The organism is Blastocatellia bacterium (assembly GCA_025055075.1).
Lineage (GTDB): Bacteria > Acidobacteriota > Blastocatellia > HR10 > HR10 > HR10.
Genome location: JANWYV010000023.1, coordinates 14,751 through 34,616 on the forward strand (window position 1 = coordinate 14,751; position 19,866 = coordinate 34,616).

Here is a 19,866-nt window from a genome sequence, read left to right on the forward strand (position 1 = left end):
ATTTCCGCCGCCAGGGATCACGGATTCCGCCGCCTCAAGGTGGGCCTCTCCTGTGGAGCCGGGGACTTCTCCGCAGACTCAGCCCCAGTCTTCTCCTCTCCCTGTGTGCCCTCTTGAGGTTGATCTTGACCTTGCGGACGGCGCTTCAGCGTTGGTCGGCCACGCTCTTCAGGCGTGCTTCCCGGCGCTCGCTTCTCATCCAAGCGCCGATGCAGCCCCTGCAGCCGAATGAGCCTGTCTTTGATCTTGTTGAATTCGGACGTGGTGATGATGTATTCCTCTCGCTCGGGGAACCGGGCGATCAGATCCTTCACGACCGCGATGCGATCGGGCGTCGGCGGATGCGACATGAAGAGCTTCGAGATGCCCCCCGGGCGCGTCTTCTGCATCGCGTTGATCTTCTCGAAGAAGGTCAGCAGCCCATTCGGATCATATCCCGCTGCCCAGAGATATTGAGCAGCAAGAATGTCGGCTTCTTTCTCCGCCCCCCGACTGAACTTGAAGAAGGCCGCGTAGATGCCCAGATCCGAGCCCATCATGATGAGTTGACCGAGGCCGTAATATCCCCCTCCTGTGAAGATGATGAGCGGGATCTGCAGGAAACTCAGCAACTGCGTCTTGGTGAAGTTCTCCAATGCGTGTCGCGCCGCGACATGCGCGATCTCGTGAGCCATCACCCCCGCCAATTCCGATTCATTATCGGCAGCCGCGATCAATCCCGTGTTCACGTAGAAGAAGCCTCCCGGGAGCGCGAACGCATTCACTTCATCCGAGACGATGACCTTGATCGTGAATGGGACCTTCGCATCGGAGTGGAGGACGAGGTTTTGACCGACGCGATTGACATATTCGCTGATGATCGGGTCATCGAGGATTTGCATGTATCGGTCGATCTCGGCCGCCAGTTGTCGCCCCAATTGGACTTCGCGCTCGATGCTGTAGAAGTTCCATTGCCGCTTGTTGATGTCGCGCTTGCCGATGAGGCGTGGGTCCTCGTTCGGACTGAGGGGTTTCGTCGCTTTTTGAGACGACTGACTCCACGCCGAAGAGCCCACGAGGAGCCCAAGGGCGATCACTGCGAGGACCGTCTTTTTCCAATGCCTGATGTTCATAGCGCGCGCTCCTTTCTCACTCGCGAGGAATTATACACCGACCAGGGGACGAGTGGTATGGTCCGACTGATTAATTTTTCTTCATGTGGCGCCGCCTGCAAGAGATTCCCTTTTTCGCAAGCCGAGGGCTATAATTCTCTCGGGTCTGGGGCGAATCGGGCGGTCGCCGAAGGATTGGCGGAGCTGATCCTTCGGAGGAAAGTCCGAACACCACAGGGCAGCGGGCTGGGTAACACCCAGGCAAGCCGTCCGTGAGGGCGGCTTGACGACAAGTGCAACAGAGAGCAGACCGGCCGATGGCCTTCACTCTCTAGAGTGGAGGATCAGGCAAAGGGTGAAACGGTGGGGTAAGAGCCCACCAGCGGGCGTGGTGACACGTCCGGCTAGGCAAACTCCCCGCGGTGCAAGACCAAATAGGAAGGCGCTCGAGGGTGGCCCGCCCGACGATCGCACGGACGCCGTGCGATGGCGCCTTCGGGTAGGTCGCTTGAGCTGGCGGGTGACCGTCAGCCCAGAGGAATGACCGCCCTCCCGACTCTCTTCCTGGAGAGGTGGGAGACAGAATTCGGCTTACAGATTCGCTCCGGACCCCTTCTTAACGCCATGGGTTCCTCGGGCTACGCGCCTTCAGCCCTTCGCAGAAGAACCGGGCACGATGACTCCTTGCTCGGGAAGGGACTGCTCGGGCGCTGCCGAAGAGAAGCCTCGCCGACGAATCTTCTCCCACGTGGGGGCGCGACCGAGCACCATGTCCACCAGCGTCCCCACCTGCCAGAGAATGATCAGTTGGCGATACCCCAAATGCGAGAGGACGGTGAAGAGCAAGAGCTTCAACGTCTCCTTGGGACTGTAGGTGAAGAGCGAGTGATACCCAACCGAGCGATAGACGGCCTCGGACCAAATTCCGAAGAGAATCGCGGAGGTCGAGACGAAGATGCCGTAGAGGACAGCCGAGAGGAAGAAGAGCACAGCATACTCGACGCTCAATAAGCCCAGGGGGATGCAAATGAGGAGGATGAGATAGCCGCTTAATTCAATCACGGGGCCGAAGACTTCGAACAACACCTGATAGGGCATGGCCAGAAGTCCAATCCGACCGTAGCGCCGGTTGAAGAGCATATCGCGATAGAAGACGAGGAGGTTTTCCACGAGCCCGCGATACCATCGCTTTCGTTGCTTCCGCAGGTCGGCGAGCACCTCGGGCACCTCGGTCCATGCGATCGGATAAGGGAGGAAGTCCACGCGCCCCTCGATCTTTTTGTCGTACATGTAGCGGTAGAGCCGCAGGATGATCTCCAGGTCTTCGGTCACCGTCTGTGGCGCGTCGCGCGCGTATTCGCGTCCAAGGCGGGTGCGCATATTTTCGGTGAGAAAGCCCCCGATGCGGATGAGCACATCCCGGCGATAGAGGGCGAAGACGCCCGAGAGGATGAGCAAGGCCCGGAGCATCGCCAACGCCGTTCGCCCCATCGTGAATGATCGGAGGTATTCGACGAATTGAAGGAGCACGAGAGCACGTTTCGGCAACTGCGTCGAGCGCACGCGACCCGGTTCGACAACGCGCCCATTGGCGACGCTGACCTGTCCGCCGATGGCGACGATCTGCCCGGGATCTTTTTGTACGGCGGCGATAAGCTGAAGGAGCGCCTTCTCGTCAATGAGCGAGTCAGCATCCACCGTACAAATGTAGGGAGCCAGTGCCACGTTGATCCCAGCATTGAGCGCATCGGCTTTGCCGCCCTTCTCCTTATCCACGAGGATGAGCCGCTGAACGTGAGCGGGTTTCTCACTCCTGGCTTCGTAGAGTCCCTTAATGGGAGCCGTCTTCAGTGGCGCATGGTGGGGGAGATCACGCCGCACCAAGGCGAACGCCTCTTGCAGCACCTCGCGCGTGCGATCGGTCGAGCCGTCGTTGACGACGATGACCTCCAGGCGCGGATAGCGCAAGCGCAGCAGCGCGCGCACGGATTCGACGATCGTCCGTTCCTCATTGTGGGCGGGCACGATGAGCGAGATCAAAGGGGTATACGGTGAAGCGTACGCGAATTCCGGATCAAGTACCGAACGCTCTCGAAGGAAGAACCGAATGCGCCAGAAGGCGAGGACCATGAGGAGAAGGTTCACCGTGTTGTAAAGCAGCGTGTAGCCGATGATGAAGAGTTGCGCGAGGATAAGGATTCGGACGAGCATACGCCGTCCTCCGAAGGCCTCCTATCGGTAGAGGATCCACACGACCATCGCGCCGTACAGCAGGATGGTCGCGAACAATGGACGATCCGAGATCAAAAGCATCTCCGGGCTTCCTCCTTCCCCCTTCTGGTAGACGAGATAGAGGTAGCGGAAGATCCCGTACAAAACGACGGGGACGGTGTACTTCAACGCGTCGGTATGAAGTCGCGCGATCGTCTCGGCCGAGAGCGTATAGAGCGCATAGGTGACGATCGTCGCTGCCGTCACCAGTGCGATCATCTGATCCAAAAGGAGCGGGCTGTACATGGCCAAGCTCGCTCGGTGTTCGGCGGCCGATCGCTCCAGTAGGAGCAATTCGTGCCGACGCTTGCTCAACCCTAAAAAAAGCGCCAGCAGCATCGTGCAGATGAAGAACCACGGCGACAGGGGGACGGCAACGGCTTCTCCGCCGGCGACGGCGCGTAGGACGAAACCCATGGCGATGGCGAACACATCGAGAATGACGATCGCTTTCATCCAGAGCGAGTAAGAGACTTGCAGCACGGCGTAAGCGAGGGCCGTGAGTCCGAAGCCGACATTGAGCCAGAATGAAAGCGCCAGCGCTCCACCGAGCAAGAGCACGCCGAAGCGCGCTGCCAGGCGCGGTGAGAGCGCACCAGAGGCCAGCGGTCGTCGCGCCTTTATCGGATGACGGCGATCCCGCTCGATGTCGCGAAGATCGTTGAGCACGTAAATGCTTCCAGAGAGCAGGCAGAAGATCCCGAAAGCCGCTGCGGCGCGGAGCGCGCGATCCTCCTCAAACAGATGTCGTGAGAAGACGAGCGGTGCCAGCAAGATCAGATTCTTCGTCCAATGACGAGGACGAAGCGAGAGCACCAGCAGTCGCACCGTCTCTCTCATCAGAAGACCCACTGTAGGAAGATGGAGGCATGCCAAGTCCGCTGCGTGAGCGTGTCGCGCCAGTAGCGCCCTTCTCCTCCTAGGCGCAGGCGAGTGCCGATCCAGAAGGCGAACCGACCGAGGGCATCGTGCGCCCAGTAGCGGGCTGTGGCTTCATCGGAGAGCCGCGCATATCCATAGCGGAGTTCGTAGGACCAACGCGGACGCGCTTCGCTCCTGAGCGCCAGATACGGCATGACGTTGCGGATCGTCAGCGTGTTGTATCGGAGCGCATCGCGTGCGTACCAGTCCCGAAAATACGATGCCCCGAATTCGACGACGCGGAGGATATGGGGCCGATATCCCACCATCGCGCGCGCCCGCCATCCCCAATTCCGGTCCTGATACCACGCCCGCGCGGCCTCAGCGCGGAGCATGATCTCCGCATGCGGCGCCCACCATCCGGCGAAGATAGCCTCATGGACTCGAAGGAAGTCGAGCGTGTTCTCTGGCGTCAGAAAGCGGGCCTGTAGTGGCGTCAGGCGGTACCCGATGATTCCCTCCTTTCGGGCGTCCGCATAGCGCAACGTGGCTCCGGCCGCGTGCGTTCGATTTCCATCGGAATAGCGGGCGAAGGCGTAGTCGGCGTGTGCCCAGAGGGTGGAGGAGAGGCGCCGATCGTAGAGCGCCTGAAAGCGATTCTCGACGAAGATCCCGAATCGGACATCTGCGGCGAAGCTCCGTCCTAAGAAGGGACCTCGTCGGAAACCAAACCCCAGGTGATCGCTCGGCCCACGATATTCGAGATGGGCTTCGGAATGGAGGAACGTCTCCTCCGGTATGGAGCCTGCCGCGTTGCTTTGAAAGAAGGCAGCGCCGATCTCTCCGGTGAACGACCAGCGGGGAGCGGGTGCGCCCTCTACCCCGAAGGTAGGCGTGAGGATGGTGAAGTCATAGATCGTGAAGCCACCGGAACGGTTCGTGACCTGGTCGCGGCTGGCGCGCAGAATGCCTTGCAGCGCCCAAGTCTCGCCCACGGGGTAACGCCCGCGAGCCGTAGCCCGTTGGAGGCGATACCGAATGCGCGTCACCGGAATATCGAAGACGCGGTCAGCGCGTCCTTCCAAGACCTCCGTCTCATGCTGCTCATAGGTCGCTTCGAAGGTTGGGCGGACGATGGGCCAAAGCCGCCAATATCCGGCCGAAGCCGCCTCGTCTTGCGGATCGCGATGGAGTGCTCGTTGATATTCTCGCAGGGCTTCTCGCCGCCGGCCCTGCCGCTCCAAGAGCTGACCCCAGAGCACGATGACTTCAGGATGGTTCGGATCGAGTGCGCGCGCTTGCTCCAACTGCCGTTCAGCCAATCGGAGATCTTCCTGTGCGAGGGCGAGGCGCACCAGTCCGATCACGGCATCCAGATGTCGCGGTTCTCGACGGAGGGCTTCTCGGAATGCTTCTTCCGCAGCGCGCACGTCCCCGCGCCATCGCGCGATCGTTCCGATCCAGAAGTAACTGTCGGCGTCGTGCGGATACAGGCGCGCGAGCTGCCGATAGAGCTCCACGGCGCGCTCCAGTTTCCCCGACTTGCGATACGCTTCAGCCAAAGCGCGAAGCACGGCGTGATCGTGAGGCATGGCCGCGAGTGCGCGCGCATAGGCGCCGATGGCTTCGGACATTCGCCCCTGGGCAGCATAGAGATCGCCAAGCCAGCGATCTCGTCCGGGCAGATCCGAATGCGCCCGAATCCATGCTTCGGCCTCTTGAAATCGTCGGGCGCGCAGGAGCATCTGCAGCCAGAGTTCGGCCGCTTCCTCGCTCCGTGGAGCAGCAGCGAGCGCCGCGCGCACATCGGCCTCGGCTTCGGCCAGTCGGCCCATTTGCAGAAAAACGCGCGCGCGTCCAAGGAGCGCGTCCACATGCTGTGGCACCTCTGCCAGAACGCGCCCATACGCAGCGAGCGATTCCTCCATGGCGCCCTTCCACCGATAGAGCGTCGCGATCCAAAACATCGCCTCGACATCCCGTGGGATGAGAGCCAACACAGCCTGATATTGCGCGAGCGCCTCGTCCCATCGTCCCTGTCGGCGACGCACTTCACCGAGTAAGCGCGCGCTCTCTGGATCGCGCGGATGCGTCGCGCGGATTTCCTGGAGCTGTCGGGCGGCCTCTTCCAATTCTCCCCGCTCGATCAACGCTCGGACGGATTCCAGCGATACCTGAGGCAATGGAGTCAGAGGCCTTTCGTCATCGCTTCGAACGTGACACAGCAGCATGAGGACGAGTACGGCCGCCTTCATGAACCCTCCCTCGCCAACCGAAAATCTCTCACGATGATCTCGCCTGTCCCGATGCGCTCATCCGGATCGTCATCCACGACCAGGTGAAGAGTCCGCACATCCCCGAGGGTGAATCCGTTGGTCTTCCACTCGGGCCGAGTCAGATCAATCCGCACGCGATTCCATCCGGGCGCGAGTGTCCGCAGAGGGAGACGAAATCGCGCGTACTGTCGGGGATCGAGATTCTTCACGTACACGAAGAGGAGATCCGGGGCGCCTGACCAGAAGAGTTGGAATTCCAACCATCGCGCCGCCGACCACTCGGTCAGTTCGACTCCAGCCAGGATCTCGCCATAGTCGTTCTCGCGCGTAGTGAAGCGCCAGCTCAGGCGAACGCCGCCGTCGGCCGCTGCGCGCGTGACCTCACATCCACGAACCTCCAGATAGATCTGCCACGCCAGCGGGTCATTGAGTTCGGGCAATTCTCGGACCGATCGTCCAACCGGCCAGCCGGACGAGGTGTCGGAGACGTTCGCCCGCTCGAGTGAAGAAAATCGCGGGCGCAAGAGCGCGACCGTCGGTCCCCAAGACTTCACGACCTCGAAGTCCTCCGGATGCGCGCGAATCCACTCAGCGACCGGATAAGGCGCGTCGTACGTCGGCGGATTGTAGAAGAAGATGTAGTCCACGCGTTGTTCGGCAAGGAGCCGGCGCCACTCCGCGTATGTCGTCGCGCGCGGCAGATGCGCGAGCTTCACGAATTCCCATGTCGGGATGTGAACGGGCCGGTTCGTGGATTCCCATCCGTACAGAAGCGCAGCGAAATCCGGGACCGTGTAGGCGATCGTCCGATTCCGGATGTGATCGGCGATCCAGACGAGTCCGTCTATCGCGGGACCATACTCTTTGACAAGCGGGTAGTTCGCGATGGCATCGGGGCCAAATCGGCCACTTCGAAGGAGGTGCACTAACGAATGACCGCAACTTCCTGCATCGCGCTCGACCAAATGACCAGTAGTCGCCAGGACGGAGAAGAACGCAGCGATGACCAGGGCGCCAGTGAGGAACGCGCGGCCGAATCGGGTCAACTCGCTCCGCAACACCAGGAGCGCGAAGATCGCTATCCCACAAATCGCCAGAATATACCGCGGTTCGCGGTATGGATTCAAGATCCACCAAAGGGCGATACTAAGCGGAAGCGTCATGAGCGTCCAGAAGAGCAATCGGTCGCGCCGCCGTCGCGCTCGAACGAGCATCAGGAGGGTCGCGATCCCTCCCATGGCGAATTGCGGGCCGAAGCCATTCGACCATCCGTAGTGGATTGGGACCTCCGGCGCCGTGTGGAACCGGGGGTCATCCACGTAGGCTTCGCGAAACGGGTAGAAGAGCCATTGCCAACGCTGAGAGACGAATCGCCGCTCGTGCAACTCCGAATGTCGCGTCATCGAGATCGGGCCATCGAAGAGCGTCGTCCCTGCAATCTCCAAGCGCACGGGATAGACGGGATTTCCGAAGACGAGCGCGTTCCGAACCATCCAAAATCCTCCGCCCAGGAGCACACAAAGCAGCAGCGTCCCCACCCGTGACCACACGAGGCGCAAGTGCTCGCCGAGCGGGAACTCTCCTCGATCCGCGCCGAAGAGGAAGACGACGATCAAAGGGAGCGAGAGGTAGAGGAACGTGAACTTGGTGCCCAGGAGAAGCCCGAAGGCCAGCGCGAACAGATGTAGCTCCAACGACCGCCGATTCTGGAGATGGAGAACGAGAAAGACGAGCGCCGTCAGGAAGAATGCCGCCGCAATGATATCCACCATCGTCGTGAGCGATTGAAGGAGCACAAGGGGCGTGAGCACGTAGAGCGACAGCGCGAGCACGGCCACATGCCGGAGCCCGAACGCATGAGCCAGACTCCATACGGCCCATCCGCCCATGAAGGCAAAGGGGATCTGAACGGTGTTCATGTGGACGAACGCTGCTTTGTTCCCGCCCCCGAGCAGATAAATCCAGAGGGTGAGCAGCTCTCCAGCTTTCGGGAAATATGGCTGAATCCACGCGAAGGGGAAGGGATCGAGATTTCGGTTGTGCGCGTACGTGAGGACATCGAGCAGATGGTAGTTGAGCGAGTCCACATCGTGCGGCGGCACCATTCGCTCGAGATAGAGGATGAAGCCGTAGGTGACGGCCACGAGCGCACCGAGCAGGCCGCCCACAAAAGAGGGCCGCGCGCGAGGAGAAGCCGGTGCTTGCGCGATGCGTTTTCGCGCCCAGAACCCATAGCCCATCAGGAATGCGGCCGCGATCACCAGATTGGTCAGCAAAAGCGCCGGGCCTGTCAAATGGTCGAACATTCCCAGAGCGATCTGCGAGACGACGATCTGCACCGAAGTCACCAAAGCGGCCGCTAATATCCGATACGGACTCTCCAGAGCTAATGCCCGGATCCACAGCTCGTGCGCGAGGAAGATCAATCCCGCCAAGATCCACGGGATATGAAGCGATGGACTCGCGGACGTGAGCCTCACATGGAGAAGCATGCTCCACAGCAGGAGGGCAAGACCAAAGAGCACATCCGAGGGCCAGACGAAAAACCCCCGCCTCGTGGTCGTCGCGAGCCTCAGACGTTCCCCGATCCAAACGCTTCGTTTCACCCGATCACCTCTCTGTCGCTTCTCTCCCGGAAATGGGCGATGATCACCGATTCACCATCCCAGCAAATGCCGCACGACGATCCCCGTCGCCTTCGTGAGCGGCCAATGCACGCCGATATACACGGCGAGCGCTGCGCCAAGCAGCACGAGCACGAGCCATTCGCTCCGAGGAGGAGGCGTCATCGTGGGCGTCCGGTCAAAATCCGATGAGCGACTTCTCGAACTTCAGGGACGGGATCCTGCTCCAGCGTCCGAAGGACATCGCGATACGCGTGGACGTCCAAGCTCCCGAGGATCTGCGCCGCGTGAATCCGAAGTTGAGGATCTGGATCCCTCAAGGCCGCCAAGAGCAGTGCTCGTGCTTCCGATCCCTCCAGTTTCGCGACAGCGGATACAGCGGCGCGGCGCACCTCGGCATCCGGATGTTGCAACGCTCGACGGAACGCGGGGAGCGCGTGTGGGGATCCAAGCAGACTCAGGGCGTGCAGCAGGCCGAGCAGGACGGGTCTCCTCTCTGTTGCGAGGGCCAATTCCACGAGCCGCTGCGGTTCCCTCTGGAAGATGGCGGCGAGCGCGTGGGCGATCGCCTCCCGATAGAACGGCTCGGCGAGTGAGAGTTGCTCGAGAAGCTGATCCGTCGCTTTCGGATCTCGAAGTTGCCCGAGAAGCCTCACGGCTTCCATTCGGACGTGATGATCGGGATCGCGCAGGGCTCGAAATGCTGCCGCGCGCGCATCAGCGGGAGAAGCGACTCGAGCCAAAGTGCGCAGCGCTTCGGCGCGCACGCGCGCATCGGGATCGCGGATGAATGTCTCTTGGAGAAGCTCCAGATACCGAGCATCGCTCACCACACCGAGTCCTTGGACGGCATGCCAACGGGCGTCGCTGTCCTGACTGTGTCGGACGATGTGGACATAGTGTTCGATCATGCGCTCGAAGTCGGGAAGCACAAGATCATCCAGGGCCTCGATGTGGAGGAACTCACGAACTCGTGCGATCGTTTTTTCCGACTCGCGTTCGAGCCCCACTCGAGCCGCGTCCCGGACCTGTGGGTCTTGGAGCCGCGCGAGTATATCCGGGATATACGAGCTGCTGCGCAGCAAGGCCAGGCCGATGATCGCAGCGGCTTGTACGGATGGGGATGCCGCATTCAGCAATTCCGCGAGCCGCGTTTGAGCATTGGCGTCGCCCAATTTGCCCAAGCAGAGCGCCGCATGTTGCTTGACGTGATCGCTCGGGTCTCGCGTGGCGTTCATGACCGGGTCCAGCGCCTCCGGAGCACCGAGTTCACCTAGAGCGTCGAGGACGGCGATCCGCACCGATTCTGCCGGATCATTGAGCGCTGAAAGCAAGGCGTTCAGGGCGCATGCTCCGGGTCGTCGTCCGAGCGCGCGGGCCGCAGCTTCACGCACACGAGCCGAAGGATCGCGGAGGAAGGCGCACAAGGCCTCGGTGGCTTCTTCCTCTTGGCGTTGGGCGAGCGCGTGAACAGCCCCTCGGCGTCCCGCTTCGCTGGAGAGATCGCTAAGTGCACGAATGAGCGCCTGTACATCCCGAGCCAGATGCGCGAGCGTATCGGCGACAGCCTCCCGAAGCTCTTCGTTATCCGTATCCAGGAGCCGCACGAATGGATCAAGAGGGCCTCGGTATTCCAAGTGCTTGAGGCTGCGCACTGCGGCCAAGCGAACGGAAGGGCTCGGATCTTCCAAAGCCACCAGTAGAGCGGACATGACGTGCGGTTCGGAAAAGGCGCTGAGCGCGGCCGCCGCATGCGCGCGCACATCCTCGATGGGATCCTTGAGGGCCTCCAGAAGCGCTTCTCGGACCTGCGCATCGGGGATCCGCTGCAGGATCGTGGCCGCCGTGGCGCGGATCCAAGCATTCGGATCGCGAAGCAGGTTCAAGAACTGCGGCAAGAAGGCCGCCAGGTCCGTCGCTTCCATTTCTGCGATTGCCGCGGCAGCCGCTTCGCGCACGATCGCTTCCTGATCCCCTAACCGCTCGATGAGGTCGGGCAACGCTTCCTTCGCGCGCAATCTCCCAAGTGCGGCGATCGCCTGCGCGCGAACGGACCATTCGCGGTCCCTTGTGGTCAGTTGCAAGGCTTCGAGAATTCCGGGAGATTTCTCCCCCACCTCGGCGAGCACCTGACACACCTGCGCGCGAACGCGAAAATCCGGATCGTGCAGACCAGCCGAAAGCGATTCCCGAAGCCCGGCCTTTCCAATGAGCGTGAGCTTCCGTCGCGCCATGGCGCGTTCGATCGCGTCCTCGCTCTTGAGGCGGTCCAGCTGGGTTTGAACATATCCCAACCGTTCCAAGACGGCGGCCGTTCGATACCGCACCTCAGGATCATCGTCGGTCAATGAGCCTTCAAGGAGCTCACTGGCTGAAGGACCGATCATCTCCAGCGCTTCGATGGCGCGCAAGCGAACAATTGGATCCGGATCCGCGAGGGCGAGTTGCAGGGCTTCCAGCGACTTCTCATCCCCGATCTTCCCCAAGGCGACAGCCGCTTCCATCCGAACGAGCGCCGAGGGATCTCGCAGCGTTCCTTCCAGGAGGGCATTCACCGCACGGTGATCCCCAATCTCGCCCAAGGCGCGGGCGGCTGCCGCGCGAACGGATTCCGCGCGATCCCACAAGGCGCGAATGAGATTCGGCACGGCCGCTCGGGAGCGAATCTCTCCGAGGATACTCGCGGCCCATGTGCGCAAGTTGTCCGAGTTCGGGTCCCGAAGGGCTTCCATCAGGGGTGCTTCAGCGAGCGCTCCAAACGGCACGAGCACCTCGGCCACTCGCGGCGAGACCCATTTGTCCGGTTCCCGAAGGGCTTCGATCAGCGACGGAATCGCTTGCGGATCGCGAATCATTCCCAAAGCGCGAGCGCACGCCAGCTTGACGTCCTCGTCCTCATAGGGGTCGCGCATGGCTTCGAGCAGCGCTGGGACAGCTCGCGCACTGCCAATCTCTCCAAGGCGCCGCGCTGCACCCGCGCGAACGCTCCAGCGGGGCGAATGGCGAAGGTCGTGAAGATAGCGGTCCAAAAGGCCCAAATGCTCGTAAAGCGCTTGAAACTTCGCCTGCAAGGAGACGTCGGCCAGCTCCACGCTCTCGTTCAGAAGCCATTCCAGGTGTCTCAAGCCGAAGGTCTTCTTGAGCTGTTCAGCCAGCTCGGCCACAGCGGCCTCCTCCATGCGGTCCATTTCATCGAGCATCGCGCGGAACCGCCGCCGAATCCGCGCCAGGCGCCATTGTCGCCATCGTCGCCATGATTCCCTCGCCAAGACGACAAGGATCGCCAGGAGAATCCCCCCGGCGATCGCCACGATGCTCCAGATCAACCATGTGCGTAAGGTTTCGCTCGGGATCACAACTTGAGCACCTCGCGGAGCTTCGCCGTGACTTCCTCGATCTCAAACGGTTTCACGATGTAGGCCTCCGCTCCTGCTTCGAGTCCCCAGAAACGATCGCTCGCTTGAGAGCGAGCCGTCAACATGAGGATCGGAATGTGGCGCGTCCGTTCCTCAGCCTTCAAGCGGCGGCAGACCTGATAGCCGTTGATGTCCGGAAGCATGATGTCCAGGAGGATAGCATCCGGGGCCAATTCGTTCGCTTTGCGTAACGCCTCCATCCCCGTATACGCCACCTCGCACGCAAAGCCCTCGCTCTGCAAATGGAAGCTCAACGTCTCGACCATATCGGGCTCGTCCTCGACAATTAGGACCACCGGCTTCCGCGGACGTCGCCTTTCGGCCGGCAAGAGGAAGGAGAAGCAACTGCCTTCACCCACTGTGCTCTCGACCCAGATGCGTCCCTTGTGGGCTTCGACGAGCGCCTTCGTGATGGCGAGCCCTAGGCCCAAGCCCTGTTCCTTCGTCGTCGGCGCGCGATAGTACCCCTCGAATATGCGCTCGCGCGCTTCTGCGGGAATACCGATGCCTGTGTCTTGTACATCAATGCGAACCCAAGCTGTCTCAGGATCGGCCGGATCTGTATATGGCATCGCGCGGATCCACACGCGTCCGCCCTCGGCAGTGAACTTGATCGCGTTCTGGAGCAGATTGTTGAGGATTTGTTCCAGGCGTCCGGCATCCGCGTATACCTTGGGCAATCCCTCCGTCAGTTGCTTCTGCAGCGTGATTCGCTTCTGCTCAGCGATCGGTTGGAACGTCGCCAGCGCCGCGTCGATCACCCTCTCCACATCCATCAGCTCGATCTCCAGCTCCAACTTCCCTCTTCGGATGCGATCCAGATCCAGAATCGTATCCAGCAAGTGCGCCAGTTTATCCGCATTTTTGTTCGCGATCGAGAGGAATCGAAGTTGTTCGGGCGTCAGAGCGCCCGCTTTCTGAGCGAGCACGATGCCGAGCGCATTTTTGATGAGCGACAACGGCGTGCGCAGATCGTGGGAGATCTGCGAGAGCAGATCCTGTCTCATTTCGTCCAGTTCCTTCTCCCGCGTCACGTCGTGAAACGTGAAGACGGTCCCCCAAAGCTCGCCCGTATGGCTTCGCACGCGGCTGACATTGACCTTCAGGACGCGGGGCGTCGGCGTTTCCAGACGATATTCCGCGCTCTGTTTCTCCTGACCCCCGTTCTGGAGGAGATTGCAAAGCCCCAGCTCCTCGCAACGATTCACGAATGCCTCCGTTGTCGCGTCGCCCGTCAGTCCCAAGACCTCCTTCGCCGCTCGATTGATCACGCGCACCTGACGAGCTTCGTCAACCATGACGACGCCCTCGCTCATGCTCTCCAGCATCGCGCTGATCTTGTCTTGCTCCGCGGCGGCGGTCTCGCGCAATCGGTTCAAGGCGATCAGCAATTGCTGGGCGACGATGCGGACGAAGGCTTCTTCGTCCGAAGTGAACGCTTCGGCTTGAGCGCGACTGAGGTGGAGCACTCCAACAATGGCCTCCCCCTCCTCGAGAGGAATTGTGAGAGAGGCCCGCGGCTCTTCAGCGACGAGGATCTGGCTGGGCGGCACCTCCGGCTCGAGCACATGGAGGGCAACGGAGACCTCCGAGAGGGTCGGGAGAATCTGGCGCGCCGACTCGAGGGCCTGTTGCTTCACGCGCTCTAAGAACACCTCGCTCACGACATGGCGGGGGATCATTGTCAGCTCTGCCTGCCTTTCCACGAGCAGCAGACTCAGGACATCATAAGCGATCGCCTTGGGCAGCACCTCCGCAACCACCATCAACACGCGTCGCGGCTCGAGCACACGATTGAGCGAGGCCGTCAATTCATAAAGCAAGTGGAGCTCCGCGACGCGCTTCTCCAACGTCTGGAACAACCGCTTGTTCTCCTTCTGCAATCGCCAGCGATCGAGGGCATGGGCGGCGACTTTGAGGAGTCGCGCATGATCGAAGGGCTTAGTGATATAGTCGTAAGCCCCACGCCGCACAGCCTCGATGGCCGTCTCCAAGGAGGCGTATCCGGTGATGACGATGACCTCGGTCTCTGGGCTTCGTTCCTTGATCCGCGCTAGCACCTGCATGCCATCCAGACGCGGGAGGTTAATGTCCACGATCGCCAGAGCGATCTCCTCTTGCTCCATCAGGGCCAAGGCCTCCGCTCCTTCCGAGGCGGTGAGGAGACGCGTGATGCCCAAATCGGCCCATTCCTTCACTTCCGGAGCCACCAGCAATCCTCTCAAAAGCTCCTTCAAGAGCGCTCTGATGCTCTCCTCGTCATCTACGATCAAAATGGCCCCCATGGGATGCCTCCTAATCAATCATTTCCGCATGATATCAAAAGGCCCGAGGCGTTCACAAGGTGCCCGTGCGGAGGGAGGAAGAAGGGCCTCATCCGAAACTCGAAGGGACCGTTCCATTGGGGAGTGAGCGTGTGGGAGGGCAAGTGGCGCCCCGAGCGGGACTCGAACCCACAACCTACGGCTTAGAAGGCCGTTGCTCTTTCCAGTTGAGCTATCGGGGCGCGCTACAAAGATAGCATTCGGTCGTCGCTCCTGTCGAGGGGGGAATCTCTCGCGGGGGGATCGAAAGCGTGGTCGGGGCGGGCGGATTTGAACCGCCGACCTCCTGCTCCCAAGGCAGGCGCGCTCGCCAGGCTGCGCCACGCCCCGAGGGTTCGAACCTTCACTCTAGCGAATCCTTCGGAGCCTGTCAAACGAAGCGAATCGCTCCCTGCTCTTGAGCGCGCGCGTGAAAAAGAGCCGTCGTCAGAGCGGCCAATTCTTCCAACGCGAGCGTCTCCGCTCGACGGAGGGGAGAGAGACCGACGCGCTGAAAGACCGAGGCGAGATCGTTCACCCGTAAGCGCGCAGCGGCGCGCTTGAGATTGTTCCAAATCGTCTTGCGCCGTTCGGCGAAGAGCGCGCTGACCACGTCGAAGAAGAACTCTTCATCGGGGACCTCCACGGCCGGACGTTCGCGCACGCGAAGATGGACGACCGTCGAGAAGACCTTAGGCGATGGTCGGAAGGCGCTCGGCGAGATGGTGAAGAGGCGTCGGCCTTCGCAATGGTACTGGACGAAGATGGAGAGATAGCCGTAGGACTTGCTCCCGGGAGGGCTCAGGATGCGGTCGGCGACCTCGCGCTGCAACATGACGGTCATATCGCGCAGGCGTGTGCGGAAGCGAAGCAAATGTTGAAGGATGGCCGTAGCGATGTTGTACGGGAGATTGCCGAAGACGCGAATGGGTGCGCTGAGTCCTTCTCGCTCCAGGAGCTGATCGAGGTCCAGCTTCAAGATGTCTCCGATGATGAGGGTGACCTTCTCCGGAGGCCATCGGCCAGCGAGCTGTCGAGCGAGCGCTTCGTCAATCTCGACAGCCAGGACGCGGGCCGCGCGTTCGCTCAGAAAGCGGGTCAGAGCGCCGCGTCCCGGACCGATCTCCAGGACGACATCCTCGGGATGGAGATCAACGGCCTCCACGATCCGACGGGCGAGATGGGGATCGGACAGGAAATGTTGCCCCAGACGTTTGCGCGCGCGCATCATGCGGTCATCCTCATCGCGATCTCAAGCGCGCCGATAGCGCGGTCAGGGGACTGGATACGCCGTGATCTCCACATCGTCGCCCGAATATGCGACGGCGACGATCCGGACCGAGAGCGCACGATCGAGCGTCGGAATATCCTCGCCCCCGATGGCTGGGAGAGCGCCCCGTCCACCAATGATCTTCGGCGCGATGAAGACCGTCAGCTTATTGGCGAGCCCTTGCTGGAGAAAGGCGGCATGGACTTCGGCTCCTCCCTCGACCAAGAGGCTCGTGATCTCTCGGCGGCCGAGTTCATCCAAGACGGCCGAAAGGTCCACACGTCCGGCGCGAGCCGGGACAGGGATCACCGAGGCTCCGCACTCGATCAAGTGGGACGCGTGCTCCCTGAGAGGTTCCGTCGTGAAGATCCACAGGGGCCACTGGCGCGCCGTGCGCACGAGTTTCGACGTGAGGGGGATGCGCAAACGAGAGTCTAGCACGACGCGAACGAGCGGCCGATGGCGCGGGCGGGCCGACCGATCCGTCAATTCCGGATCATCGGCGAGCACCGTGCCGATGCCGACCAAGATGGCATCATACTCGTGGCGTAAGTGATGGACGGTTCGACGCGAGACGTCACCCGTGATCCATCGGGAATGGCCGGTCGCCGTTGCGATCCGACCGTCAAGGCTCATGGCGATCTTCAAATGCACGAAGGGGCGTCCCGAAGTGATGTAGTGGACGAACTTCTCATTCAACTGCCGAGCTTCCGCTTCGGCGATGCCGACCTCAACGCGAATGCCCGCGCGGCGCAAGGCTTCGAAGCCGCGCCCACAAACCTGCGGATTCGGATCCATCATGCAGGCGACGACGCGCGCGATGCCAGCACGAATGATCGCGTCGGTGCAAGGCGGCGTTCGTCCGTAATGGCAGCACGGTTCCAGATTCGTGTAGAGTGTCGCTCCTTGGGCCCGCTCTCCGGCCTCTTCCAAAGCGAGGACTTCAGCGTGCTTCACTTCGGCATAGCGATGGACGCCGCGACCGACGATGCATCCCTCTTTGACGACGAGCGCGCCCACCAAGGGATTCGGACTGACTTCTCCTTTCGCCGAAGCTGCCAATTCCAAGGCCAGGCGAATGTAATCTTCGTCCGTGGGGGCGGAGACCGTCGAGGGGGGGGATCCAGAAGTCGCGCTCGCGCGCCAGAGACCCATTTGATTGACACTCACTGGCATTGCGGTCACAATTATACCGATTCGGGAACGAAAGGAGCAACGGACGGGACGTGGCGAGGGGCCAAAAGACCATCTACATCTGTCAAGAATGTGGGTACCAATCGCCCAAGTGGCTGGGGAAATGTCCCGCCTGCGGAGAGTGGAATTCGCTCGTTGAGGAGCGAGAGCCTCCCTTCGAAGGGGAACAGCGTCGTCTCCGGCGCGCGGGTCGTGCGATTCCCCGACCATACTCGGAGATTGAGCAGCGCGCGGATGTCCGTTGGACCAGTGGGCTTCCCGAATTCGATCGCGTCTTGGGGGGAGGGATTGTCCCAGGGAGCGTTGTGCTTGTCGGCGGCGATCCGGGGATCGGCAAGAGCACGCTGCTGCTACAGGTCGCTGATCAATTGACTCGCCGATACGGAACCGTGCTCTACGTCTCGGGCGAGGAATCGGAGCGGCAGATCCGGATGCGCGGAGAGCGCTTAGGGCTGGAAGCACCAGCGCTCTACGTTTTGACGGAGACGTGCTTGGAATCTGTGAGCGAGGCCATCGAGACACTGCGCCCCGCGGCCGTCGTCATTGACTCGATTCAGACGATCTTCTCCGAGACGCTCGAGTCAATACCGGGCAGCCTCGCACAGGTGCGCGAGGCCGCGGCTCGTTTCCTCATGCTGGCCAAAAGTCACGAGATCCCCATCTTCCTGATCGGGCACGTGACCAAGGAAGGGATGATCGCCGGACCGAAGGCGCTCGAGCACATCGTGGATGCGGTCCTTTATTTCGAGGGGGAGCGGCATCAGAATCATCGGGTGATTCGCGCTGTGAAGAATCGGTACGGGGCCACCAATGAGGTGGGCGTCTTCGAGATGACGTCGCAGGGGTTGATCCCCGTGCCGAACCCTTCGGCGATGTTTCTGAGCGAGCGTCCGCTGGGCGTCTCGGGCTCGGTCGTCTCGGCCTGTATGGAGGGGACGCGCCCGATCTTGATCGAGCTGCAGGCGCTCGTGGGATCGAGCGGCTCTGGAGCGGGACGGCGGATGACGCGCGGCGTGGATCCTTATCGGGTGGCCCTGCTTTTGGCCGTGTTAGAACGGCGGGCGGGATTCCAATTGGTCGGATGTGATGTCTTCGTCAATATCGCCGGTGGGATCACTGTGGATGAACCGGCTGTGGATCTGGCCATTGTCGCGGCGGTCGCTTCCAGCTTCCGCAACGTGGCGCTCGATCCGCAGACGGTCATCTTCGGAGAAGTCGGATTGGCCGGAGAGGTGCGGGCTGTCTCAGCGGCCGCCGCGCGCGCGCGCGAGGCCGCGCAGATGGGCTTCCGGCGCCTCATCGTGCCGGAGAATAATCGCCGGAGCGTGGATGCTTCGGAGACGATGGAGATCATCGGCGTGCGCTCGATCTTCGAAGTCCTCGACATCATGGCGTGAGGTCGTGGGTGAACGAGGGATCATCGAGCGTTCGCGGTCGCGATTTTCGATCATCCCTGCCAAATCGCCGCACGCAACCGGCGGCGATCGGAAGGAGCGATCATGCGCGTGAATTGGGACGTTTTGCTCATTCGGATCGTTTTCACGGGAATCTTGATTGCCGCGGGATACTTTCTCCGCCCCATCGCTCACGATGTGCGTCTCTCGGTGCTGGCGGCTGCGGCGCTGGCCGTGGCGATCATCTTCTTCGAGACGCGCGTACGTCGAGCCTCGCTGAAGACGCTCATTGGGGCGGCCATGGGATCCATCCTCGGTATCATCGGCGCGACGCTCATCGGCTTCCTTATCACGGTTCAAGGCGCGTTGCCACCAGATGTGCGCGCCTATGTGACGTTGGCCTTGCTGCTGCTGATGGCCTATGTCGGCTTAATGGTCGGCGCCGCCAAGGGGGAGTTCCTCGATCTGTCCGCTCTTGGCGGGCTCCTGCGCGAGCGCAGTTCGCGGAACGTGAAGATCCTCGACACGAGCGTCATCATTGACGGGCGCATCGCGGACATCGTGGAGACGGGGTTCCTCGAAGGCATGCTCGTGATTCCGAACTTCATCCTCCGGGAGCTGCAACAGATCGCCGATTCTCCGGATACGCATAAGCGCAATCGCGGGCGGCGCGGATTGGACATCTTGCAGAAGCTGCAGACCAAGCATGGCATCACGGTGCAGTTCTCCGAGGTTGACTTCCCCGAGCTACGGGACGTGGATCAGAAACTCATCGAGCTGGCCAAGCAGTTAGATGCCAAGATCGTGACCAACGATTTCAATCTCAACAAGGTGGCGCAGTTGCGCGGCGTCGAGGTCTTGAACATCAACGAGCTGGCCAATGCGCTGAAGCCCGTGGTCTTGCCTGGTGAGACGATGCGCGTCTTCATCCTCAAGGAGGGGAAGGAGGCGAATCAGGGCGTCGCCTATCTGGACGATGGGACGATGGTCGTCGTAGATAACGCGCGGAAGATGATCGGCAAGACCATTGAAGCGACTGTGACGAGCGTCCTGCAGACGACAGCGGGGAAGATGATCTTCGGACGCTACGTCGAAGACGCGCGTTCGACGCGGGGCTCGCGATCGTCGCAGGCGGCGGAGGACTCGTGAGCGCTCGCCGGAGCAGG

Annotated in this window: 12 protein-coding genes, 2 tRNA genes and 1 other RNA gene; 3 read left to right on the top strand and 12 right to left on the bottom strand. The window is 61.5% G+C overall.

Going from position 1 to position 19,866, the window contains the following annotated elements:
* Positions 1-17 precede the first annotated feature (17 nt).
* Complete coding sequence (locus tag NZ746_06340; protein ID MCS6816983.1) at positions 18-1,112, bottom strand: M48 family metallopeptidase; 1,095 nt, start codon at positions 1,110-1,112, stop codon at positions 18-20.
* Positions 1,113-1,259: 147 nt separating this feature from the next.
* Here NZ746_06340 and rnpB point away from each other — a divergent pair.
* An RNA gene (rnpB, locus tag NZ746_06345) (RNase P RNA component class A) lies at positions 1,260-1,701 on the top strand.
* 38 nt (positions 1,702-1,739) lie between these two features.
* Here the strand turns inward: rnpB and NZ746_06350 are convergent.
* The 11 genes from NZ746_06350 to ribD all read right to left on the bottom strand — a co-directional run bounded on the left by NZ746_06350 (position 1,740) and on the right by ribD (position 17,267).
* Positions 1,740-3,302: a glycosyltransferase gene (locus tag NZ746_06350; GenBank protein MCS6816984.1), complete on the bottom strand. Its 1,563-nt coding sequence runs from the start codon at positions 3,300-3,302 to the stop codon at positions 1,740-1,742.
* A gap of 21 nt (positions 3,303-3,323) precedes the next feature.
* On the bottom strand, positions 3,324-4,190 hold the full coding sequence (locus NZ746_06355; GenBank protein MCS6816985.1) for a decaprenyl-phosphate phosphoribosyltransferase: 867 nt from the start codon (positions 4,188-4,190) through the stop codon (positions 3,324-3,326).
* Positions 4,191-4,201: 11 nt separating this feature from the next.
* A complete protein-coding gene (locus tag NZ746_06360) occupies positions 4,202-6,478 on the bottom strand; it encodes a tetratricopeptide repeat protein (protein MCS6816986.1) in 2,277 nt (758 codons plus the stop codon).
* On the bottom strand, positions 6,475-9,105 hold the full coding sequence (locus NZ746_06365) for a glycosyltransferase family 39 protein (GenBank protein ID MCS6816987.1): 2,631 nt from the start codon (positions 9,103-9,105) through the stop codon (positions 6,475-6,477). Before NZ746_06365 ends, NZ746_06360 begins: the two co-directional genes overlap by 4 nt.
* Before the next feature lie 51 nt (positions 9,106-9,156).
* Positions 9,157-9,288 carry a hypothetical protein gene (locus tag NZ746_06370; GenBank protein ID MCS6816988.1) on the bottom strand — a complete coding sequence of 44 codons (132 nt, stop codon included), beginning with the start codon at positions 9,286-9,288 and terminating at the stop codon, positions 9,157-9,159.
* On the bottom strand, positions 9,285-12,479 hold the full coding sequence (locus tag NZ746_06375; protein ID MCS6816989.1) for a HEAT repeat domain-containing protein: 3,195 nt from the start codon (positions 12,477-12,479) through the stop codon (positions 9,285-9,287). Before NZ746_06375 ends, NZ746_06370 begins: the two co-directional genes overlap by 4 nt.
* Entirely contained in the window at positions 12,476-14,824 is a 2,349-nt protein-coding gene (locus NZ746_06380) for a response regulator (protein ID MCS6816990.1), read from the bottom strand. The genes NZ746_06375 and NZ746_06380 overlap by 4 nt, the downstream gene beginning before the upstream one ends.
* Before the next feature lie 144 nt (positions 14,825-14,968).
* Positions 14,969-15,045: transfer RNA gene (locus NZ746_06385), tRNA-Arg, on the bottom strand.
* 70 nt (positions 15,046-15,115) lie between these two features.
* A tRNA-Pro gene (locus NZ746_06390) sits at positions 15,116-15,193 on the bottom strand.
* Between the two features lie 40 nt (positions 15,194-15,233).
* Positions 15,234-16,073: a 16S rRNA (adenine(1518)-N(6)/adenine(1519)-N(6))-dimethyltransferase RsmA gene (gene rsmA / locus NZ746_06395; protein ID MCS6816991.1), complete on the bottom strand. Its 840-nt coding sequence runs from the start codon at positions 16,071-16,073 to the stop codon at positions 15,234-15,236.
* A 42-nt stretch (positions 16,074-16,115) separates the two neighbouring features.
* A complete protein-coding gene (gene ribD / locus NZ746_06400; protein MCS6816992.1) occupies positions 16,116-17,267 on the bottom strand; it encodes a bifunctional diaminohydroxyphosphoribosylaminopyrimidine deaminase/5-amino-6-(5-phosphoribosylamino)uracil reductase RibD in 1,152 nt (383 codons plus the stop codon).
* Between the two features lie 71 nt (positions 17,268-17,338).
* Between ribD and radA the strand changes: the two genes are divergently transcribed.
* Together radA and NZ746_06410 are read left to right on the top strand one after the other, a co-directional pair.
* Complete coding sequence (gene radA / locus NZ746_06405; protein ID MCS6816993.1) at positions 17,339-18,703, top strand: DNA repair protein RadA; 1,365 nt, start codon at positions 17,339-17,341, stop codon at positions 18,701-18,703.
* Positions 18,704-18,805: 102 nt separating this feature from the next.
* Positions 18,806-19,849 (top strand): TRAM domain-containing protein, encoded by a 1,044-nt coding sequence (locus NZ746_06410; GenBank protein MCS6816994.1) that lies wholly within the window; start codon positions 18,806-18,808, stop codon positions 19,847-19,849.
* Positions 19,850-19,866: the final 17 nt, after the last annotated feature.

What these genes read in the sequence shown, in the direction of transcription:
- NZ746_06340 (MCS6816983.1), bottom strand. Translation starts at nt 1,112, where the DNA reads ATGAACATCAGGCATTGGAAAAAGACGGTCCTCGCAGTGATCGCCCTT.
- NZ746_06350 (MCS6816984.1), bottom strand. Translation starts at nt 3,302, where the DNA reads ATGCTCGTCCGAATCCTTATCCTCGCGCAACTCTTCATCATCGGCTAC.
- NZ746_06360 (MCS6816986.1), bottom strand. Translation starts at nt 6,478, where the DNA reads ATGAAGGCGGCCGTACTCGTCCTCATGCTGCTGTGTCACGTTCGAAGC.
- NZ746_06370 (MCS6816988.1), bottom strand. Translation starts at nt 9,288, where the DNA reads ATGACGCCTCCTCCTCGGAGCGAATGGCTCGTGCTCGTGCTGCTTGGC.
- NZ746_06380 (MCS6816990.1), bottom strand. Translation starts at nt 14,824, where the DNA reads ATGGGGGCCATTTTGATCGTAGATGACGAGGAGAGCATCAGAGCGCTC.
- rsmA (MCS6816991.1), bottom strand. Translation starts at nt 16,073, where the DNA reads ATGATGCGCGCGCGCAAACGTCTGGGGCAACATTTCCTGTCCGATCCC.
- ribD (MCS6816992.1), bottom strand. Translation starts at nt 17,267, where the DNA reads ATGGGTCTCTGGCGCGCGAGCGCGACTTCTGGATCCCCCCCCTCGACG.
- NZ746_06410 (MCS6816994.1), top strand. Translation starts at nt 18,806, where the DNA reads ATGCGCGTGAATTGGGACGTTTTGCTCATTCGGATCGTTTTCACGGGA.